This window comes from Ammoniphilus soli (assembly GCF_040813775.1).
The window spans coordinates 1-19648 of sequence record NZ_JBEGDL010000044.1; the positions used below are offsets into that span (position 1 = coordinate 1).

A 19648-nucleotide genomic window follows, 5' to 3' on the forward strand; every position below is an offset into this window, starting at 1 on the left:
TCACTGCATTATATAGGTATTGTCTTCTCAACAACATAATACAGTAACAAAACCTTAATTTTGTAACGGTATTAAACGAGTCTGTAACTAATTGCGCACGACCCTCGGTCCCATAAGGGGGTGTTGGATATTCGGGCTTTAGAAATAAATGAAGCGATGAAACAGGCTGCCGTTTTAATACCTGAAGAAGAGTTTAACTCTGACTATGTGATCCCTAAACCATTTGATGTAAGAGTAGCTCCTCAAGTCGTATTGGCTTTTGCTAATGCAGCTCTCGAAATCGGTATAGCTCAGAATGAATTTTGTTGAATCAGGAAAATGTAAAATACAAACCAGAATGTCCATGGTTGGGAACATATAACTGTCATTTGGACAAATTTTAATAGTAAAGAAGCTCGTTTTTACTCACGAGGAGAACTACAAATGATAAGGAAACAGTATTAGTTAAGTTAAGAAATGGTTTCACAGCTCGTCCAGCTGCTGCCTTTACTCAAGAAGCCAACAAATTCTTATCGGAGTTATATGTTGAGAAAAGAAATCAAAGGTTGAATGCCAAGAGTATCATTGGAACTATGATTTTGGGGTTCTAGCGTTGTTTTACCGGAAAAGGCACATGACGCGGCTAAAGCGGTGAATAAATTAGCGAAGCTGTTAAAAGAGGAATAGCAAGGTGAACCAGTTGAAAATCTTTGGATCAAATATTTTTCGCTCCTTTACTAGTATAATTGATTAATGTTCCAGTTTGGAGAGTGTCAGATGTACTATTGTTTAAAATGTTGAAGGTTCGCACGAAGATGAAAAAAGCAATTATTTTTAAACTTAGACGGAATATTTAGCGCAATTAACCATTAAGCCATCTTTCTTCCAAATTGGCTGGAAACTTTTTGGGATCCTTTTTAAAGCGTAGATGCTTTGTATGTTCCAGTGTTCGATTCTCCCACTGATGTTTAACCTCTTTATACGTTTCATAATTTATGGACATGATGCGGAGTTGAATGTTTTTATCCTTGATAGCGTCTGCGGTCAGCACAACATTCTCTCCGTGTCTTATAATGTAACGGTTCCAGCTTCGTAATCCTGTAATTCTCCGATGATCTCTCTTAATTTCTCGAAAAAATAACTCTAAGTCATTATTTGTTCTAGGGACAAGTGGATGATCGTAACAAGTGAACAGACCTTTCCAGAATCCTTTGCTGTAATTCATCAGGTTTTTAACAAAAGGCTGATCCTGTTCTTTGTTGAGTTTCTTTTGGGTTTGATTCAGATATTGATTTAATCTTTTTTCCACACTTTTTCCTGTCTTATTTTTTGCAGGTGCTAATATGAGGGCAATCTGAATGATCCGATTATGCCATCTTGCTTCTTTGTATTCATTGGAGCAACTCATTACTTTACTGACTACTCTGAACGAACTTTCAAGTAGAGGAGAGCCCCTTTTTTACCAGACATTTTTCTAGAGAGTCTTGAATCTCTTTCGTTCTCTCGTATACCTTCATGCCCGGTAAATCTAATGGAGCCTTCCCATCCTCCAAGGTTTCTAATGTGTTTGCTTTTTTCTCTACTGCACGTATTCCGCGAAGATCTTTCTTTATGGAAGTCTTTAATTTTCGATCCTTATCTACCACGGGTTTTGCAATATCCTTGAGGTAATGATATTGGCAATATTGATACGGGAGGTTTGGCCTTAACTCCTTAATCGCCTTACGAATAGAAAGTTGCCCATCACTAACAAAACCAAGGATCGGAAAACCCAGGTCTAACACAGGTTGAATAAATTCTTTTAGCTCAGTAGTAGAACTGCTTTTCACATTCTTTGCAGCGACAACCGTTCCGCTTAATACTTCACGAATCACGTAAAGAGTTTCATTTCACTTTTCGGGTTGAACACCATCGATCGATAAAACAATGCCTTTATGATCTTTGACTACTTGTAATAATGCTTGTTTTACATGATCATTTAGACTGGTACGGAGGAGCAAAGAATAGCTTTTGAACGTTTCGCTCGGATGTTTTAATCCCACGATGAAGAAGTTCTTCCGCAATTTCACCACGATGTTTGTGCTCTTTAAAACGCAATTGACCAATAAGAGCCAAAACATCCATTCCAAAGGTGACATATTTCATACTGTAACTTTCTGCTCCGGCTGAACGATAGACGGTCTCGCGGTTGGAGCGCTGATCATTCCCACAACGGTAACCCATATTGACAATTTTAAATACCCCTTAAAGAGTAACAACAGTTTTACGAAACTGCATGGCAATATTCTAGTTTAGATTGGCAGTGTGGACACTGGTGAAATTCCGGTCTAAAGTATTTCGTTTCCTGTTGTGTTTGTTTAAATTTTCTCGCCATGTTCCGTACCTCCTAAAAAAATCCTTACTCCAAGAATTCGATGGGGGGGGTACGTCAAATCCTTTATTGTGTTATTAATTCCGTCTAAGTTTTAAAACAGAGTATACAATGGATATATTAAGTATATTCCTTTAGGAATATGTAAAATTAAGATACCGATAGGCGGATGATGCTGACGTGTGCTATAATACGCGGAAATTGACGTATCTAATGACCCCAATTCGATGGATATTCTGACCTAAAAGGAAGGCAACTATTAACTATGCCTCCCTTTTAGGTGTTTATGTCTCACGACTCCCCAGTTTTGCGTAGGGTTTTCTTTTTTTATAATACAAGCTATAGTAAAAGAAAGAAAAATCATATACAATGATTTACAGATGGAAGGGAGGGGAGAAAGTTGGCTGAAAAATCAATTCGGGATAAAATCATTGAAACCGCGCTATATCTATTTGAAAAACATGGGTATCACGGAGTGGGTGTAAATAAAATCGTAGAGGAAAGCGGGACCTCCAAAGGAGGCTTCTATCATAACTTCAAGTCAAAAGACGAGTTGCTCTATACCATACATGATGCCTTTATTACCTATGCCGTAGATAATGCCAAGAAAGCCTGTGAAAATTGGAATACCCCAAGAGAACGCTTGTATTATATAATTAAATCGTTTGCTAGGGTGTTCTTTTATTATAAGCCGCATACGACGGTATTTTATCAAGAAAGTGTGTACTTATCACCTGAGTACTCTGATTCGATTAAGAAGAAGCGTGATCAATACCGCGATATGATTTATGGTGTCATTCATGATGGAATACAGAGGGGGGAGTTTCTTCCTAACCTGCCTGTGCCTATTATTGGGATGTCTATTTTTGGTATGGTAAATTGGACCTATAAGTGGTACCGTCCTGATGGCGACTATTCGATTGAGCAAATCGCAGACATCTACGCAGATCTCATATTAAATTCAATTATGACAGAAGAGGCCAAAAAGTCCCATACTTTTTCTGACTTTTTTTCTCCAGAGATGAATATGGGTAATCGTATGTTTGACATGTAAAATGTATATTGATATTTTACATATAAACAACGATCCTACAAAATTTTAAGAAAAAAGGAATTAGTTGTTGACTTCTAAATATATGTATTTTATATTAGGAATGAGCAATGATTATCAGTTGATAGGTAAAAATTAACAGTTATATGATATGCAACTCGGACCGACCAGTCTGTCTGAATAACTTGGTAGATTTACATTACTAGAAATAGAATGTAGTGAGGGGATATCTATAATTACTAGGCTTCCTAGACTATTGGCTCCTGTGTCCCTATTTTTGGCTACATTCAAATAAACAGACCGTCTAGTCGGTTTTATGAGGGGCTGTTGGCACAGATCAGAGTTTTTTAGAGGCCGCTGAGACCGACCGGTCTGTCTGAGTTGTGTAACTTTATATTAATAAATTAATAGGGGGAGGAGATAAAACGCTGCCATTCGCTTATTCAATTAAGTAGCATGATTAACTATCAAGCACTCAGACCGACCGGTCTGTCTGTATAACGAGTGCTTCTGATATCTTTTCGGAGAGGAGTTGGTAGTTTGCTTTCATTACTCAATTTTGCAGTTTTTTTGCTTCTAGCAGGGTACGCCGTCTATTTATTTGCACAACTCATTTATGCCCGGGTGACTTTCATACGATTAGGCAAGAAGTCACACCTGAGAGCGGATACCCAGGTCCGGTTAAATGAGTTTTTGATCAACGTATTTGGTCAGAAAAAGCTTTTGAAGGATCCCAAGAGCGGTGTGATGCATATCATCATGTTCTACGGCTTCATCATTTTGCAGTTTGGAGCCATTGAATTGATTCTGAAGGGCTTTATTAAGGGCTTTGAATACCCGTTAGGGAGAGCTCATCAGTATTTTAGCCTAAGTCAGGAAGTCACAACATTCCTTGTGTTGCTTGCGGTTATCTATGCTTTTCATAGACGATACATTGAAAAATTAAAGCGGTTAAAAAGAGGGTTGAAGTCAGGTCTTGTCATTATTTTCTTGACGACGCTTATGCTTTCCATCTTTTTCTCCTTAGCATTTGAACACGTTTGGCTAGGCTCGGAAGGCTTTAACCCGTTTGCACCGATCTCTACGATCATAGCCGGTTGGTTTCAAGGGATCAGTCCTTTAGCAGCACAGATTCTGTTTTATGTTTTTTGGTGGATTCATTTACTTACGCTGCTTTCATTTTTAATTTATGTCCCGCAATCGAAGCACGCGCATTTGCTGTTTGCCCCGGTCAATGTTTATTTGAGGGATACCAAACCGGTAGGGAAGCTAACCTCCATTGACCTAGAGGATGAAAATGCAGAGAGCTTTGGAGTGGGGAAAATTGAGGATTTCCGCCAGAATCAATTGATTGATTTATATGCTTGCGTAGAGTGCGGGCGCTGCACGAATATGTGCCCAGCTTCCGGAACCGGAAAAACTCTATCTCCGATGGATCTGATCGTGAAGATGAGGGATCACTTGACGGAAAAGGGCGCTGTGGTGACTTCCCGCAATCCGTGGATGCCAGCAATAAATATAGGATCTAGCGGCAATTCCTTGGCAGCCCAAGAGGCCGCGGCAACAGTGGAAATGCCCAACTTAATCGGAGATGTCATTACAGAAGAAGAGCTATGGGCTTGTACGACATGCCGGAATTGCGAAGACCAGTGTCCGGTTGCCAATGAACACGTGGAAAAGATCGTGGATATGCGTCGTTATCTGGTGTTAACGGAAGGGAACATGCCGCATGAGGCTACCCGGTATTTTCAAAATATTGAGCGCCAAAGCAATCCTTGGGGGATTAATCGCAAAGAACGAATCAAATGGCGTGAGGAACGCGCCGATCTTGTGGTGCCAACGGTGAATGAAGTGGAAGAGTTTGAATACTTATTCTGGGTAGGCTCGATGGGTTCCTTCGATAAACGAAGTCAGAAAATCGCTCAATCGTTTGCCAAGATTATGAACCAGGCAGGCGTGAAATTTGCCATCTTGGGAAACGAAGAACGCAACTCTGGGGATACAGCCCGGCGCATGGGAAATGAGTTTTTGTTCCAACAGTTGTGTCAAGAAAATATAGCGAACTTTGAAGCTTACGGGGTGAAAAAAATCGTCACCATTGACCCGCACGCCTACAATACGTTCAAACATGAATATCCGGAATTTGGATTAGCGGCGGAGGTCTATCACCATACCGAATTGATATGGCGTCTCATCCAGGAAGGCCGCATAAACCCTGTAAAGGAAGTGAGAGAGGACATTGCCTATCACGATTCCTGCTATATCGGCCGCTATAACGACATCTATGACATTCCAAGGGAGATCCTTCGAGCCGTTCCGGGAATAAACATTTTGGAAATGGATCGCAGCCGGGAGGATGCTATGTGCTGCGGAGCAGGCGGAGGCATGATGTGGCTGGAGGAAACCCAAGGCAAACGGGTGAATGTCGAGCGGACAGAACAAGCTCTTCGCTTGAATCCAACAACGATTGGAAGTAACTGTCCGTACTGCTTGACGATGATGAACGATGGGGTGAAAGCCCAGGAAGCAGAGGAACGTGTCCAGACGCTGGATATAGCTGAGATTGTAGAGCGTTCACTCTAGTCTTACCTCAATATAACTAATAAGGGAGTGCAAGTAGAGATGACTGTAGAAAAAATGATGGTAATCGGAGCTGGGCAAATGGGGAGCGGCATTGCCCAAGTGGCAGCCCAAGCCAAAATCCAAGTCATTCTACATGATGTAAAACAGGAATGGGTGGAAAAGGGACTGGGCAGGATCCGAAAAAATCTTGCCCGTGATGTAGAAAAAGGGAAAAAGACAGCGGAAGAAATGGAAGCCATTCTAAGCCGAATGATCCCTTCTACCGCGTTATCCGATGGAAAAGATGTTGATTTTGTTGTAGAGGCTGTCGTTGAAAATCTACAGTTAAAACAAGAGATTATGCGTCAGTTGGACGCGATTTGTCCTTCACATACCATTTTGGCAAGTAATACTTCGTCCCTGCCGATTACAGAACTGGCTGCGGTGACCCGTCGTCCTGAACAAGTGATCGGAATGCATTTTATGAATCCGGTTCCGGTGATGAAATTAATCGAGGTCATTCGCGGGTTAGCCACCTCGGATAAGGTGTACAGTGCGGTGGAGCAGCTCTCCAGGAAAATGGGGAAAATTCCTGTGGAAGTCAACGACTTTCCAGGATTCGTAGCGAACCGAATCCTCCTTCCTATGATCAATGAAGCGATCTACTGCGTTTATGAAGGTGTTGCAGCACCGGAAGCTGTCGATGAAGTGATGGAGCTTGGCATGAATCATCCCATGGGTCCTTTGACGTTGGCTGATTTCATTGGTCTTGACACCTGTTTATCCATTATGGAAGTCCTGCATGAAGGCTTAGGCGACTCCAAATATCGTCCATGCCCACTGCTTCGCAAGTATGTAAAGGCAGGATGGCTAGGCCGTAAGACAGGCAAAGGATTTTATACTTACGAATAAACAGAAGCCTTCCTTAGATGGATCGTATACCTGCTTCCATTTAAGCGGGTATCTTACCATAAAAAATAATAGTAAAGGAGTGGAGAAGATTGAATTTCTTATTATCCGAAGAACATGACATGATGCGCAAGATGGTGAGGGATTTTGCTATAAATGAAGTGGCACCAACGGCAGCAGTGCGCGATGAAGAAGAGCAGTGGGATATGGGCATATGGAGGAAAATGGCTGAGCTGGGCTTGACAGGTATTCCTTGGCCAGAAAAGTATGGTGGAGCGGGGGCAGATTACCTCAGCTATGTCCTGACCGTCGAGGAATTATCCAGAGTGGATGCATCTGTCGGTGTCACACTGTCTGCGCACTGCTCTTTGGCAGGCTGGCCGGTTTATAAATTCGGCACAGAAGAACAAAAGCAAAAGTATTTGCGGGGAATGGCCGAAGGAAAATGGATGGGAGCATACTGCTTGACAGAGCCCGGTTCCGGCTCCGACGCGGTAGGGATGAAGACCACGGCCGTATTGCAGGGAGATGAATGGATCCTTAATGGCTCAAAGATCTTTATTACGAATGGCGGTTATGCGGATATTTATATTGTGTTTGCACAGACCAATCCAGAACTCAAGCACAAAGGGATTGCTGCCTTTATCGTCGAGAAGGGCTTCCCTGGTTTCTCTATAGGCAAAAAAGAGAAAAAAATGGGGATCCGTTCCTCCGCTACAACCGAAGTGATCTTCGAAGATTGCCGGGTGCCGAAGGAGAATTTACTGGGTGAAATTGGAGAAGGGTTTAAAATGGCCATGATGACGCTTGACGGAGGAAGGAATGGCATAGCGGCTCAAGCGCTAGGTATTGCGCAAGGAGCTCTCGACCATGCTGTGTCCTATGCCAAGGAGCGGGTTCAATTCGGCAAACCGATTTCGAAGCTCCAAGCCATCCAATTCAAGCTAGCGGATATGGCAACCAAGATTGAGGCAGCCAGACTTCTTACATACCAAGCGGCTTGGCGTGAGGACCAGGGTATCCCTTATGGGCTTCAGTCCGCCATGTCCAAATTGTTTGCCGGCGATACCGCCATGGAAGTGACGGTCGAGGCTGTACAAGTCTTTGGCGGATATGGATACACGAGGGAATATCCCGTTGAGCGCTTTATGCGTGATGCCAAGATTACCCAAATTTATGAAGGGACGAACGAGATTCAGCGTCTGGTGATTGGCGGGTATCTGCTAAAAGATTAGTTGTAGTGATTTTTATGTGTAAAAATCCAGGTGAAAAATGGGAAGGGGAGTCCACATGCTGCATCATTTATTTATTCCTGATCTTCTAAAACGAGCGGTTACTAATTATCCTGAAAAAATTGCCGTCATTGAGGATGACACGAGGTTAACCTACAAGCAGTTCCAAGAAAGAGTCAACCGATTATCGAACCTGCTCATTAGCATGGGAGTACAAAAGGGAGACCGAGTCGCTTATTTAGCTCCCAACACGTTGCAAATGCTGGAGGGATTCTATGGCGTCATGCAAATTGGAGCCATTATGGTTCCTTTCAACACCCGGCTAATCCCATCCGATTATGCTTATATGATCAACCATAGCGGAGCGAAAGTGGTCATGGCGGATGCGGAGCTGGCCCACTTGATCGAAGCGGTTAAGGATGAACTGCCAGATGTGAAACGTTTTGTTCTTCTCCCTTATGAAAAAGAGACCGAGAGAGAAGGATGGGAAGCCTATGACTCTCTTCTTGCGAGTGCTTTCCCCGCCATACCCGACATCCCTGTGATGAATGAACTGGATATTGCGACGATTCTTTATACGAGCGGAACGACGGGACGACCTAAAGGGGTGATGCATTCGCACCGGAGTTTATACTTTAATGCTTTAAACACGATCATTCACTTAAGGGTGTCGGATCGGGATACGCTCCTTCATACTTTGCCATTATTCCACGTAAACGGTTGGGGGACGCCCTTTTCGTTTACGGGAATGGGGGCAACGCACGTCATGCTAAGAAAAATTGATCCTCCGAAGATCTTCGATTTAATTGAAAAGGAGAAGGTAACGGTTGCTTGCATGGCTCCTACCGTACTCAACATGCTATTAAATGGATCGAAATCCAAAGGTGCTAAAGTTGCACATGATGTCAGAGTGGTCATTGCAGGGTCCGCTCCGCCTCCATCTTTCATTAAGCTCGTAGAGGAAGAGCTAGGGTTTGAATTCATTCAAGTCTATGGCATGACGGAGGCTGCTCCTTTCCTAACGGTTTCCCATATCAAACCGCATTTGAATCAGGAAACTGAAAGCGTTCACCGCCTAAAAACCAAAGCGGGTATAGGCATGATCAACATAGAGGTTAAGGTCATCAACGAGAATGGTGAGTTAGTCAAAGCCAACGGGAAGGAAATCGGGGAGGTTATCGCCCGAGGCAATAGCATTATGGAAGGATATTGGAAGCAACCGGAGGAAACCGCTAAATCGATGTTGAACGGTTGGTACTATACAGGGGATATGGCTACCATAGATGAAGAAGGCTACGTAGAAATTGTAGACCGGAAAAAAGATATCATTATTAGCGGTGGAGAAAACATTTCAACGATTGAGGTCGAAGGCGTCTTATATAAGCACCCTGCCATTTTGGAAGCATCGGTTATCGCCATTCCTCATGAAAAATGGGGAGAGTTACCTCACGCGATTTGTGTCATCAAAGAGGGATATTCCTTAACGGAAGAGGAACTGATTACATTCTGCCGGGAGAACTTATCTCACTTTAAGGCGCCGAAATCGGTCCAGTTTGTTAGTGAACTGCCGAAAACGGCATCCGGAAAAATTAAAAAGAATGAGCTGCGAGAGCCTTTCTGGAAAGATAAGGAGCGAATGGTCAATTAACTTTCTGCGGGCTGAATCTTTCAAATCTACATTATACAAAGAAAGTGGGAGGAGATAGCGATGAACACGCTAGTTATACTGAAGCAGACGTTTGATACCGAAGAAAAAATCACCATCCAGGATGGACAAATTCAAGAGGATAATGTGGAATTTATCATCAATCCCTATGACGAGTATGCGGTGGAAGAGGCGATCAAGCTGAAGGAGGAGTTCGGTGGAGAAGTAACCGTCATTACCGTTGGTCCTCCACGCGCAGAAAATGCGCTGCGTACGGCTTTAGCCATGGGGGCGGATAAAGCGATTATCGTGGATGATGAAGCCTTGTTTGGGGATGAATATACGATTTCCAAGGTTCTGGCAACCGTGATCAAGGATCGCCCTTATGACTTGATTTTGGCTGGTAACATGTCGGTAGACAGTGGAGCAGGTCAAGTAGGTCCGCGTTTGGCTGAAGAGCTTAATATTCCGCATGTGGCTACGATAACCAACTTGACCGTAGAAGGATTGAAGGCGACAATCGTTCGGGATGTAGAGGGTGACTCTGAAATCATTGAGGCACCACTGCCTTTGCTAGTAACCGCCCAGCAAGGATTAAACGAACCTCGCTACCCTTCCCTTCCGGGAATTATGAAGGCGAAGAAGAAACCGATGGAACGGTTAAGTGCGGATGATTTAGGTTTAAGTCCTGAGGATTTGAAGGCAAAGACCGCCATCGTTGAACAATATCTTCCCCCAAAGAAGGAAGCGGGTCGGGTATTGTCCGGTGATCTTGGCGGCCAGGTCAAAGAGCTTGTTCAACTACTTCGCAATGAAGCAAAGGTAATATAAGGGGGAGATCATCATGAGTAGAAAAGTTCTTGTACTGGCGGAAATACGTGATGGAAATCTAAGAAACGTTTCGTTTGAAGCTTTATCCGCAGCACAAAAGGTAGCGGAAGGCGGAGAAATTATCGCCGCGGTATTTGGTAGCTGCGATTCGAGATATGTCAGTGAATTGGCCCAATATGGGCCAAATAAAATCTATCTGGTCGAAAATGAGAAACTGAACCAATATACGACGGATGCTTTTTCTCAAGCACTGACTCAATTATGGGGTGAAGTCAACCCTGATGTGGTACTTTTAGGGCATACGGCGATAGGGAAGGATTTAGCGCCTCGCGTTGCTGCGAGATTGGGCCTCGGATTGGTTTCCGATATTATCGATTTGACCTTGGAGGAAGGTGAAATCATCTTTACCCGCCCTATCTATTCAGGAAAGGCATTCCAAAAGAAAACCGTAATCGATGGAAAGATCTTTGCAACCATTCGTCCGAATAATATTGCGTTAGTCCAAGCCGACCCAAGCCTGACAGCCGAGCAAGTAAGCTTTACGGTGGAAATCAAGGATTTGCGTACCGTTGTAAAGGAAGTAGCCCGCAAAGCGGTAGAAGGGGTCGACCTTTCCGAAGCGAAAGTGGTAGTTTCCGGCGGAAGAGGCGTAAAGAGCGAAGAAGGTTTTGAACCGCTAAAGGAACTCGCTCGGGTTTTGGGAGGTGCGATTGGGGCATCCCGCGGGGCTTGTGATGCGGAATATTGCGATTACTCTTTACAGATTGGGCAAACCGGTAAAGTCGTTACTCCGGATTTGTACATTGCCTGCGGAATCTCGGGAGCCATTCAGCACTTGGCTGGTATGTCCAACACTAAAATCATCGTAGCGATCAACAAGGACCCAGAAGCCCCCATCTTTAGCATAGCTGACTACGGAATCGTGGGCGATCTGTTTGAAGTGGTTCCTCTCTTGACGGAAGAATTTAAAAATGTGTTGAACGGAACTGCAGTATAAACCACAACGATTGATCAGGAAAAGTCAAATTGGTAGGTAATAAGGGTGAAAATAATTGAGAGTCCAGGGCAAAATTTTCAAAAAGAGACCCTATTTGAACAGTGAAAATAAAAATATTAACTGTATTGCATTTATGGAAATGTCTGATGGAGTTGAAATAAACGGGGATCATGTGAAGATTATTCCAATTTTAATAAATGATGCTGAATTAAAACATATAGTAGGAGAGAATATTGAAGTGGATGGAGAAATTCGGTTCGAACGTATATTAACGATGACAGGAATTCGAAGTTTGCATCCAATACCAGTTCTACAGGTTTACTCGATATGGAAATAAGTAATAACGGCTAGGAGTTTTCCCGTTTTCGGTGTCAGTATTCAATAGTGAATTTTTAAGGCAGTAATATTCTTTCCATCGATTGTGATAGCGAATAGAGTCGAGTTGGCGCTATTCGCTAACTTTATATCGTGTGGAGGATTTAAAATGTTATTTATAGTACATTCATAGTTTGAAGGAGTTAATATGACACAAGTGTTATTGAAAAGAAATCAGTGCGTTGCAAAAATCACGATCAATCGCCCGGAAGTTAGAAATGCCATTAATGACTCCACAATGGATGAGTTAAATCGATGTTTAGATGAGATTGAAAACGATGAATTACTTCGAGTTGTCATATTGACTGGTGAAGGAGAAAAAGCGTTTATATCAGGCGGAGATATTAAAGAATTTGAAAGTCTAACCACAGCCGATCATGCGAGAGAAATGTCTGAGAAAATGCGTAAAATACTCAATCGCATAGAACAGCTTCCTATTCCTGTCATAGCCGCGTTAAACGGAGATGCTATGGGTGGTGGATGTGAGACAGCCTTGGCCTGCGATTTTCGGATTGCTGTTGAAGGGACGTCATTAGGATTTTTGCAAGTGAAATTGGGGATTATAACAGGTTGGGGAAGCGGCCCACGTTTATTACATATAGTCGGACGTGCACAAGCTAGTCGTCTTTTAATGCTTGGAGAGCGTATTACCGCAGAAGAAGCCCAGCGTATTGGACTCGTTCATCAAGTCGTACCTCGACATCAATTTGTATCTCGTGTTGAGGAGTTAGCGAAGTCTCTTTGTTCTTCTCCCCCATTGGCCGTAAGAGGCTTTAAACTTGCCTTAAAACAATGGCATGATGCCTCACTTCACTCATCACAGGCACTCGAAACTGAAATTTTTTCTACCCTTTGGGTTTCGCAGGATCATAAGGAAGCGGTACGCTCTTTCTTTGAAAAGAGAGATCCTGTTTTTACGGGGGAGTAAACGATTAATGAGGCACGACTGGAAGATCAAAGGGAAGAAATCGATATGACTCATTTGAAGGAACAGAAGATTCCTCTACCCTCAACAGGGATTATCCGCGTGACCGTACAGATCGGTGTGCCGGGCCGTATTCCTTTGGGACCTGGAGAAGGAGGAGGGGGTGGAGGCGGCCAACAGAAACCGGTCTGGGTGCTTAGCGTGGTGGGGGATACGGTCAATGACGCGATTATGAATCTGCAGCAGCAAGTCGCTTATCGACTGTTCTTTGGTCATTTGCGTGGGATTGTGATCAGTGAGGCGATCGCGAAAAAAGGAGTACAAAACTTGAATGATTATTTGCGTCGCAATCCGGAAGTGAGAAGGACCGCTTGGATGATGGTCTCCAAAGGAAATGCGGCCAAGGCAATGCTGACCTCTCCCCAATTGGAACGGGTACCTACGCTGTATTTGACAGCCACGATGGATCAGGCGGTGAAGCTAGGAAAATTACCAAACGACTTTCTTGGAAACTTTTGGAGCGCCTCTTCAGCTAAAGAAAGAGAACCGTATCTTCCTTATGTCGAAGTAAGGCAAAATAATATTTTCATTGAAGGTATCGCCTATTTTAAAGTGGATAAGATGGTTGGAGTGACCCTGCCCTTGGAGATAGGCATATTCATGGAGTTAACGGGAGTTGAACAAGGGGGGTATTCGGTCTTAATCCCAGTATCGGGAACATCGGGTACTGTCATGATGGAAGTGATCAACCGGAAAACAAAAATTCGGGTGGATATCAAGGACGGTCGGCCATACGTGACCGCCAATGTCAATATCGAAGGCAATTTGGTCGAAAAATCTAATGAACAATTTGAGCTGAATAAGCCGGAGATGATTTTAAAGATTGAAGCGGAACTGGCAAAAACAATAAATAAAGGACAAGAAGTATTGATACAAAAAACACAACAGCAAGGCTCGGACATCTTTGGCTTCGGTGAATACATACGAGCGAAACATCCCCAATATTGGAATCAACGCATTAAGACAAAAAGCAAGTGGCAGGAGATGTACAAGGAAATTTCGATTGACACCAATGTAACCCTCATGATTCGTCGAGTGGGGATGAAAGCGAGATAATGTTTAGAAAGAAGGTATATCGGATGAGCACTGCCATCTATATTGGTTACCTCCATTACGTAGTGCTGTTTTTTTTCGCAACAGGGGGATTGATCTTATATTTTGACGTAACAGGATATGGGATGCAGGACATGCAAAAGGAGAAAAAGGTGGCGAGCTTTCTGGGGTGGGTTAATGTCTCGTTTGGAGCGTTAACATTTGTGACGAACTGGGTTTATCAGCAATGGTTATTTTAAGTCAATAAAATCCTCACTGAGTCTGCAGTGAGGATTTTCATGCGATTTAAACGGAAAGTGCCAATCTACATTAGCCCAACTCTTTAGCCCATAAGGTTACCATTTTGTTTTTAGGTGGGGTCGTTCGTCATTTTGTGAAGTGATGAGCACCCCTCGTTTGTCCAATGGATATATTTAATGTTGATTGTTTTGGATTTACCGGACTAGTTTCATAATGCCCAAAAACCAATTCAGCCCACTACTGGGGTAAGATTTTCGTGGGAGATTTCTGTTTGATAATCATAAGATAAAGGAGTAGTATTAAAACCAAAATATACTGACTAGTTAGTTCAGTTTGTTGAGGGGTGGATGTTAATGGTACATAAATCATTTATCCGAACGAGATATTGTGAATCGGATGTATTTGGACATATCAACAATGTCAGTTTTTTTATCTATCTGGAACAGGCGAGAGTCGATTTCTTTGTCGACACTCAGATCTTGGATAACTCAAAGGAGTGGTCTTTTGTTGTCGCATCTGCACATTGTGATTACCTTAAACAGGCTTATGTCAATAAAAATCTCGTAGTTGAAACTTGGGTCAGTCATATCGGACGCACAAGCATAAAACTAAAACATAAAATCCTTGATCAAGCAAGTGAAGAGTTGATTGCAGAAGGGGAAGTAGTGTTAGTTTCTTTCAGTTTTACGGCACAGAAAAGTGAACCGCTGAATGAGCGAACTGTTGAAAAGCTGAAATATTATGAACGAGTCGAACTTTAATAATAAAATATCAAACAGTTAAATCAATAATCGATTTTCGTTACCGGACAATTTCTCATGAAGATAACAGTAAGGTACTATACGTAGCTATCTTAACATCGTGCAATAAAATGGGAGTATACCAGGAACAACTATATTAGAGAACCTATTAATAGTTTAACACATATGGTGAAGCTATTTTTCGTTCTTTGGACTACTCTCAATGGTAATAAAAGCATCATATATTGCAAAAGGCTCAATAAATCAGGTCCTTATAACTGAGGTGAATTTTTATAAACTTAGTTGACTTAATGGAGTATAAATAATATATTTAATATATAAACTGACCAGTCAGTTTATATATTAAATAACATAAAAGATTGAATATTGTATAGGAGGGAAGGGACTTTGAAAATAAAAGGGACAATTTTCAAGAAGCGAACCTATTTTGATAGCGAATGCAGGAATTTAAATTGCATTACTTTTATCCAAGTAGACCCCGGGCTCCTATTGAATGGCTGCATGATCAAAATCCTTCCGATTTTAAGCCCAAGCTGTTCGATGGTAAAAATTGAGGGGGACCTCTTAGAGGTAGAGGGCAAGGTCGAATTTCATGCCATTACCACTGTTATGGGAAATAGGAATTTGCATCCGGTTCCTGTCATGAAGGAGATTCGTTCAATAAGCTAATGATCCTCAAGCTATATTCAGGAAGTCAACCACTCCATCCTTCTGTTCAAATGGGTTTGGAACCAAAGGATGGAGTGGTTGACACTCTTTTCTAAAAAAGTTGGCCGGCATGAAAGGTCAACACCCCTTCACTTGGGAGGGTTAAAGTCCCTCCTAATTTTTTGAGTTAATTAGTCCATTCGGGAATTGATAAATGTTTCCCTACAGTGAGCGCTTACTGAAAGGTTGGAAGAAATGGCAAAGAAATTTCCTTGACCACAATGGAGGTATGTATAGCTGATGAGAGAGAGGAGGAACATGATGCGGATGATGAAGTTGGTTAACTTAAAGCATAAGTTGGAAAATGAACGTGAAATCATGCACGAACTGGCATTAAAGAAAGGATTGTCCGATCCGGAGGTCGTCAAAGTAAGTCAAGAGATAGATCAATTAGTGCTCAACTTACAAAAAATGGTCGCATCACTTGGACTTCATCGAAAAGAGGAGAAGATAACCGCTGATTAAGTGGGTTCCTTTGGATATTGATATCCTTTCTCTCACACGGACCGTTCATTCCAGGGGTATTAAAAGCGGAGTAATACTTGGTTTAAAGGATGTGTGGATGGGGAAAGGTGATTTTTATCCTTTCCCTTGCAACAAATAGAATCTATGCCCTTTGGAAGAAGTTCCTTTTTGCTTTTTATCACGGGAATTGTAGTATATAATATAGAAAATTGACCCGTGGGTATAAAGACGAGAGGGATGAAGAAAATGAAGACCAAGAAAGACCTCATCTATGAAGGAGCATTAAAGGCTTTTTCGCAGTATGAGATCAGTGAAGCGAGAATGGATGATATTGCCGAACTGGCTTCCGTCGCGAAAGGAACACTTTATTATTATTTTAAGACAAAAGAAGAGCTGTTTTTGTTTGTCATGGAAAAAGGGATGGATAAGCTTCTGCAACACGTTGATCAGGTCATTCAAAGCGATTTACCAAGAGATAATATGCTATACAATCTATTGAAAGTCCATTTGCAATTTTTCGCTGAAGAGAAGGAGCTTTGCCAATTGCTGGTCAGCAAAGCCTGGGGATCGCAGAATCTTCATCTTCAAGTACAGCAGATAATCCGCAGGTACTTTGAGAAAATGGAAGCCTTCTATGGTCTGCTGCAAAAAGAGGGAGTTATTGCTTCTACCGTCGATATTCCGACCCTGACAAGTTCTCTCTTTGGGATGATTATGTTTACCGCATTAAGGCAGATCGAATTAGGGCAGGAAGTCAACACGCGAGAGATCAGATCGAGCCTGCGGATGCTGTGTAACGGTGTGATAAAAGCAGGTGAACTGGACCCTAAAAAACAGTAATATACAAGCAAAGTTGGCTCCTGTGGAGATAAAAACATTTCGTTTTTATCTCTATTTTTTTCTCTGAAACAGGCCTATTACTTAAAGAGTGTATACTTACACATTATCTCTTGACAATCTCTGGGATCGTGGATATTATAAAAATATCAAAACTGACTGGTCAGTTCAATGATCGCTGTTTGATATAGAAATGAATAGATTTTCCAGCCTACAACCATGTAAATTGGAGGTTTTTATGCAAAGAAAAATTCGCAAAGTAGCAGTTATCGGATCAGGGGTTATGGGTTCAGGCATTGCCGCTCATCTGGCTAATGCAGGAGTTTCCACCTATCTGCTGGACATGGTGCCGCCTGCATTATCCGAGGAAGACAAGAAAAAAGGATGGACGGAAAGCTGCCGGTCTTTCCGCAATAAATTTGTCCAAGCGGCTAAGGAGCGCATGGCCAAGGTTAAGCCCAGCCCTCTATACAGCAAAGAAGATCTGAATCTTATTTCAATAGGAAATATTGAGGATGATTTGCACCTCATTTCTGAGGTCGATTGGGTCATCGAAGTCATTGTAGAAAATTTGGAGGCGAAAAGGGCCCTTTTTGAGAAGGTGGAAGCTCATTGGAAACCGGGAACGATTGTCAGTTCGAATACCTCCGGCGTTTCCATTAATGAAATGGTAGAAGGCTGTTCGGATGAGTTCCGCAAGCATTTCCTCGGCACTCATTTCTTCAATCCGCCAAGATATATGAAGCTTCTGGAAATCATTCCGGCAAAAGAAACGGATCCGGATCTTCTTTCCTTCATGGAACAATTCAGTGAAAAAGTTTTAGGGAAGGGTGTTGTGTTGGCGAAGGACACCCCTAATTTCATAGGCAATCGAATTGGCGTCTATGCCATGATGGCCACGCTTCAAGAAATGATGAAACGAGAAATGTCCATCGAAGAGGTAGACGCCATCACCGGATCCGCGTTAGGCAGGCCAAACAGCGCTACGTTCCGAACCATTGACCTTGTCGGATTGGATGTTTTGGCCCATGTATCAATGAATGTCTTCAATCAAGCGGAGGAAGCGGCTGAAAAAGAGGTCTTTGAAATTCCGGGGTTTTTAAAGGAAATAATCCGGAAAGGATGGCTCGGCAATAAGGCGGGTCAAGGATTTTACCGGAAGGTCAGAGGGGAAAAGGGTATGGAGACGATGGCTTTGGATTACCGTACGCTGGAGTACAGACCGGGCCGCAAGCCGGCGTTTGCTTCCCTGGAGGCGGCAAGGGGTCAAAAGGATCTAAAGGAAAAACTCTGTACGCTGATCTATGCTGACGATAAGGCAGGTGAATTTGCCTGGAATGTGACCAAGAAGGTGCTGCTCTATTCAGCCAGTAAAATCCCGGAGATTGCCGATGACATTGTAGCGGTAGACCGGGCCATGAAGTGGGGCTTCAATTGGGAGATGGGGCCTTTCGAACTGTGGGATGCGATCGGAGTGGAAAAATCGGTCACCCGCATGAAAGAGGAAGGGGAAAAAATACCTCCTATTGTTCAGAATGTTTTGAAGCGAAAAACAAAATGTTTTTATGAAAAAACGAAAGCGCAGACATTGTATTTCACTGTACAAGGGGAACAAGCTCCAGTTTCTGAACCGAAAGAATGGATTAATCTAGCCCGATTAAAGGAACAGAATAAAGTGGTTCTTCAGAATGATGAAGCGTCCCTGATCGATATCGGTGATGAAGTGGCTTGCCTGGAATTCCATTCGCCGAATAATGCTATCGGCTCGCAACTGGTAGAGATGATCTATAAGGCGTTGGAGGAAGTCGGGAAAAATTATCGTGGCCTAGTCATAGGCAATCAGGGAAAGAATTTCTGCGTCGGGGCCAATCTGAAGATGATTCTGAGCCATGCCCAAGCAGAGGATTGGGAGTCCATTGAACAAATCGCCAAGAAGCTTCAGGATGCCACAATGGCCATGAAGTATTTTGAGAAACCGGTTGTCGTGGCTCCATTCGGGATGACCTTGGGGGGAGGAACGGAGCTTTGTTTCCCTGCTTCAAGAATCCAGGCTGCCGCCGAAATATACATGGGGCTAGTAGAAACTGGAGTTGGGGTCATTCCCGGAGGGGGCGGAACGAAAGAAGTCTTGCTGCGCATTGTTGAGGGGGCGGATGTGGACGGAAAAGTGGACTTGCAGCCTTATGTCAACCGGGCCTTCGAAACGATTGCCATGGCCAAAGTATCAACCAGCGGCAAGGATGCGAAAAACCTGGGTTTTCTGCGGGAAGATGACGGCATTTCGGTAAACCGGGATCATTTGCTTTATGATGCGAAGCAAACAGTGCTTTCTCTTTCTGCGAGAGGATATGCACCAAGGAATCAGAAAAAAGTCCGCGTAGTTGGGGAACCGGGATTGGCCGTTCTCAAGCTGGCTGTCTATTCGATGCAGTGTGGCGGATACTTTAGCGAACACGATGCGAAGATCGCGAAAAAACTGGCGTATGTCTTATCCGGCGGGGATGTTCCGGCTAATACCATCGTATCGGAGCAGTATTTGCTCGATTTGGAACGGGAAGCCTTTTTGAGTCTGTGCGGAGAGCCCAAGAGCTTGGCAAGGATGCAGCACATGCTGCTGAAAGGAAAACCATTAAGGAATTAGGAGGTT

General features: G+C 43.1%; 20 protein-coding genes and 1 pseudogene. 18 read left to right on the forward strand and 3 right to left on the reverse strand.

The window, feature by feature from the left end:
* The first annotated feature begins 123 nt into the window (after window positions 1–123).
* Window positions 124–309, forward strand: coding sequence for a hypothetical protein (locus ABLT31_RS34020; protein ID WP_367760100.1), 186 nt, complete (start codon window positions 124–126; stop codon window positions 307–309).
* Between the two features lie 134 nt (window positions 310–443).
* Window positions 444–590 (forward strand): annotated as a pseudogene (locus ABLT31_RS34025) (HPr family phosphocarrier protein); the annotation flags it as partial.
* 251 nt (window positions 591–841) lie between these two features.
* On the opposite strand, the gene ABLT31_RS34030 reads toward ABLT31_RS34025, so the two are convergent.
* From ABLT31_RS34030 to ABLT31_RS34040, 3 genes are all read right to left on the reverse strand, one after another.
* Window positions 842–1387, reverse strand: coding sequence for a hypothetical protein (locus ABLT31_RS34030; RefSeq protein ID WP_367760102.1), 546 nt, complete (start codon window positions 1385–1387; stop codon window positions 842–844).
* A 28-nt stretch (window positions 1388–1415) separates the two neighbouring features.
* Window positions 1416–1853, reverse strand: a complete 438-nt coding sequence (locus ABLT31_RS34035) for a hypothetical protein (RefSeq protein WP_367760104.1) — start codon at window positions 1851–1853, stop codon at window positions 1416–1418.
* Between the two features lie 100 nt (window positions 1854–1953).
* Window positions 1954–2202 carry a hypothetical protein gene (locus ABLT31_RS34040; RefSeq protein WP_367760106.1) on the reverse strand — a complete coding sequence of 83 codons (249 nt, stop codon included), beginning with the start codon at window positions 2200–2202 and terminating at the stop codon, window positions 1954–1956.
* 548 nt (window positions 2203–2750) lie between these two features.
* Here ABLT31_RS34040 and ABLT31_RS34045 point away from each other — a divergent pair.
* The 16 genes from ABLT31_RS34045 (at window position 2751) to ABLT31_RS34120 (ending at window position 19642) form a co-directional block, all read left to right on the forward strand.
* Complete coding sequence (locus tag ABLT31_RS34045; protein ID WP_367760108.1) at window positions 2751–3404, forward strand: TetR/AcrR family transcriptional regulator; 654 nt, start codon at window positions 2751–2753, stop codon at window positions 3402–3404.
* A 537-nt stretch (window positions 3405–3941) separates the two neighbouring features.
* Window positions 3942–5984 carry a heterodisulfide reductase-related iron-sulfur binding cluster gene (locus tag ABLT31_RS34050; protein ID WP_367760110.1) on the forward strand — a complete coding sequence of 681 codons (2043 nt, stop codon included), beginning with the start codon at window positions 3942–3944 and terminating at the stop codon, window positions 5982–5984.
* A gap of 39 nt (window positions 5985–6023) precedes the next feature.
* The gene (locus ABLT31_RS34055) at window positions 6024–6875 is read left to right on the forward strand and encodes a 3-hydroxybutyryl-CoA dehydrogenase (protein WP_367760111.1); all 852 of its coding nucleotides are present in this window, start codon (window positions 6024–6026) and stop codon (window positions 6873–6875) included.
* Window positions 6876–6964: 89 nt separating this feature from the next.
* Window positions 6965–8107: an acyl-CoA dehydrogenase gene (locus ABLT31_RS34060; RefSeq protein WP_367760113.1), complete on the forward strand. Its 1143-nt coding sequence runs from the start codon at window positions 6965–6967 to the stop codon at window positions 8105–8107.
* 55 nt (window positions 8108–8162) lie between these two features.
* Complete coding sequence (locus tag ABLT31_RS34065) at window positions 8163–9752, forward strand: long-chain-fatty-acid--CoA ligase (RefSeq protein WP_367760115.1); 1590 nt, start codon at window positions 8163–8165, stop codon at window positions 9750–9752.
* Window positions 9753–9812: 60 nt separating this feature from the next.
* Complete coding sequence (locus ABLT31_RS34070; RefSeq protein WP_367760117.1) at window positions 9813–10580, forward strand: electron transfer flavoprotein subunit beta/FixA family protein; 768 nt, start codon at window positions 9813–9815, stop codon at window positions 10578–10580.
* Window positions 10581–10593: 13 nt separating this feature from the next.
* On the forward strand, window positions 10594–11577 hold the full coding sequence (locus ABLT31_RS34075) for an electron transfer flavoprotein subunit alpha/FixB family protein (protein WP_367760119.1): 984 nt from the start codon (window positions 10594–10596) through the stop codon (window positions 11575–11577).
* 55 nt (window positions 11578–11632) lie between these two features.
* Window positions 11633–11914: a hypothetical protein gene (locus ABLT31_RS34080; RefSeq protein WP_367760121.1), complete on the forward strand. Its 282-nt coding sequence runs from the start codon at window positions 11633–11635 to the stop codon at window positions 11912–11914.
* 186 nt (window positions 11915–12100) lie between these two features.
* Entirely contained in the window at window positions 12101–12880 is a 780-nt protein-coding gene (locus ABLT31_RS34085) for an enoyl-CoA hydratase/isomerase family protein (RefSeq protein ID WP_367760122.1), read from the forward strand.
* Between the two features lie 45 nt (window positions 12881–12925).
* Window positions 12926–13993, forward strand: a complete 1068-nt coding sequence (locus tag ABLT31_RS34090; RefSeq protein ID WP_367760123.1) for a Ger(x)C family spore germination protein — start codon at window positions 12926–12928, stop codon at window positions 13991–13993.
* 23 nt (window positions 13994–14016) lie between these two features.
* A complete protein-coding gene (locus tag ABLT31_RS34095; protein ID WP_367760124.1) occupies window positions 14017–14229 on the forward strand; it encodes a CLC_0170 family protein in 213 nt (70 codons plus the stop codon).
* A gap of 354 nt (window positions 14230–14583) precedes the next feature.
* A complete protein-coding gene (locus tag ABLT31_RS34100; protein ID WP_367760125.1) occupies window positions 14584–14991 on the forward strand; it encodes an acyl-CoA thioesterase in 408 nt (135 codons plus the stop codon).
* Between the two features lie 387 nt (window positions 14992–15378).
* Window positions 15379–15660 (forward strand): hypothetical protein, encoded by a 282-nt coding sequence (locus ABLT31_RS34105; RefSeq protein ID WP_367760126.1) that lies wholly within the window; start codon window positions 15379–15381, stop codon window positions 15658–15660.
* Window positions 15661–15966: 306 nt separating this feature from the next.
* Window positions 15967–16164, forward strand: a complete 198-nt coding sequence (locus ABLT31_RS34110; RefSeq protein ID WP_367760127.1) for a Spo0E family sporulation regulatory protein-aspartic acid phosphatase — start codon at window positions 15967–15969, stop codon at window positions 16162–16164.
* A 246-nt stretch (window positions 16165–16410) separates the two neighbouring features.
* Window positions 16411–17004: a TetR/AcrR family transcriptional regulator gene (locus tag ABLT31_RS34115; protein WP_367760128.1), complete on the forward strand. Its 594-nt coding sequence runs from the start codon at window positions 16411–16413 to the stop codon at window positions 17002–17004.
* 235 nt (window positions 17005–17239) lie between these two features.
* Window positions 17240–19642: a 3-hydroxyacyl-CoA dehydrogenase/enoyl-CoA hydratase family protein gene (locus ABLT31_RS34120; RefSeq protein ID WP_367760129.1), complete on the forward strand. Its 2403-nt coding sequence runs from the start codon at window positions 17240–17242 to the stop codon at window positions 19640–19642.
* Window positions 19643–19648: the final 6 nt, after the last annotated feature.

Excerpts from the sequence above, each read along its gene's own strand:
- ABLT31_RS34030 (WP_367760102.1), bottom strand. The coding sequence starts at position 1,387 with ATGAGTTGCTCCAATGAATACAAAGAAGCAAGATGGCATAATCGGATC.
- ABLT31_RS34040 (WP_367760106.1), bottom strand. The coding sequence starts at position 2,202 with ATGGGTTACCGTTGTGGGAATGATCAGCGCTCCAACCGCGAGACCGTC.
- ABLT31_RS34055 (WP_367760111.1), top strand. The coding sequence starts at position 6,024 with ATGACTGTAGAAAAAATGATGGTAATCGGAGCTGGGCAAATGGGGAGC.
- ABLT31_RS34065 (WP_367760115.1), top strand. The coding sequence starts at position 8,163 with ATGCTGCATCATTTATTTATTCCTGATCTTCTAAAACGAGCGGTTACT.
- ABLT31_RS34070 (WP_367760117.1), top strand. The coding sequence starts at position 9,813 with ATGAACACGCTAGTTATACTGAAGCAGACGTTTGATACCGAAGAAAAA.
- ABLT31_RS34075 (WP_367760119.1), top strand. The coding sequence starts at position 10,594 with ATGAGTAGAAAAGTTCTTGTACTGGCGGAAATACGTGATGGAAATCTA.
- ABLT31_RS34085 (WP_367760122.1), top strand. The coding sequence starts at position 12,101 with ATGACACAAGTGTTATTGAAAAGAAATCAGTGCGTTGCAAAAATCACG.
- ABLT31_RS34090 (WP_367760123.1), top strand. The coding sequence starts at position 12,926 with ATGACTCATTTGAAGGAACAGAAGATTCCTCTACCCTCAACAGGGATT.
- ABLT31_RS34095 (WP_367760124.1), top strand. The coding sequence starts at position 14,017 with ATGAGCACTGCCATCTATATTGGTTACCTCCATTACGTAGTGCTGTTT.
- ABLT31_RS34100 (WP_367760125.1), top strand. The coding sequence starts at position 14,584 with ATGGTACATAAATCATTTATCCGAACGAGATATTGTGAATCGGATGTA.
- ABLT31_RS34110 (WP_367760127.1), top strand. The coding sequence starts at position 15,967 with ATGATGAAGTTGGTTAACTTAAAGCATAAGTTGGAAAATGAACGTGAA.
- ABLT31_RS34115 (WP_367760128.1), top strand. The coding sequence starts at position 16,411 with ATGAAGACCAAGAAAGACCTCATCTATGAAGGAGCATTAAAGGCTTTT.
- ABLT31_RS34120 (WP_367760129.1), top strand. The coding sequence starts at position 17,240 with ATGCAAAGAAAAATTCGCAAAGTAGCAGTTATCGGATCAGGGGTTATG.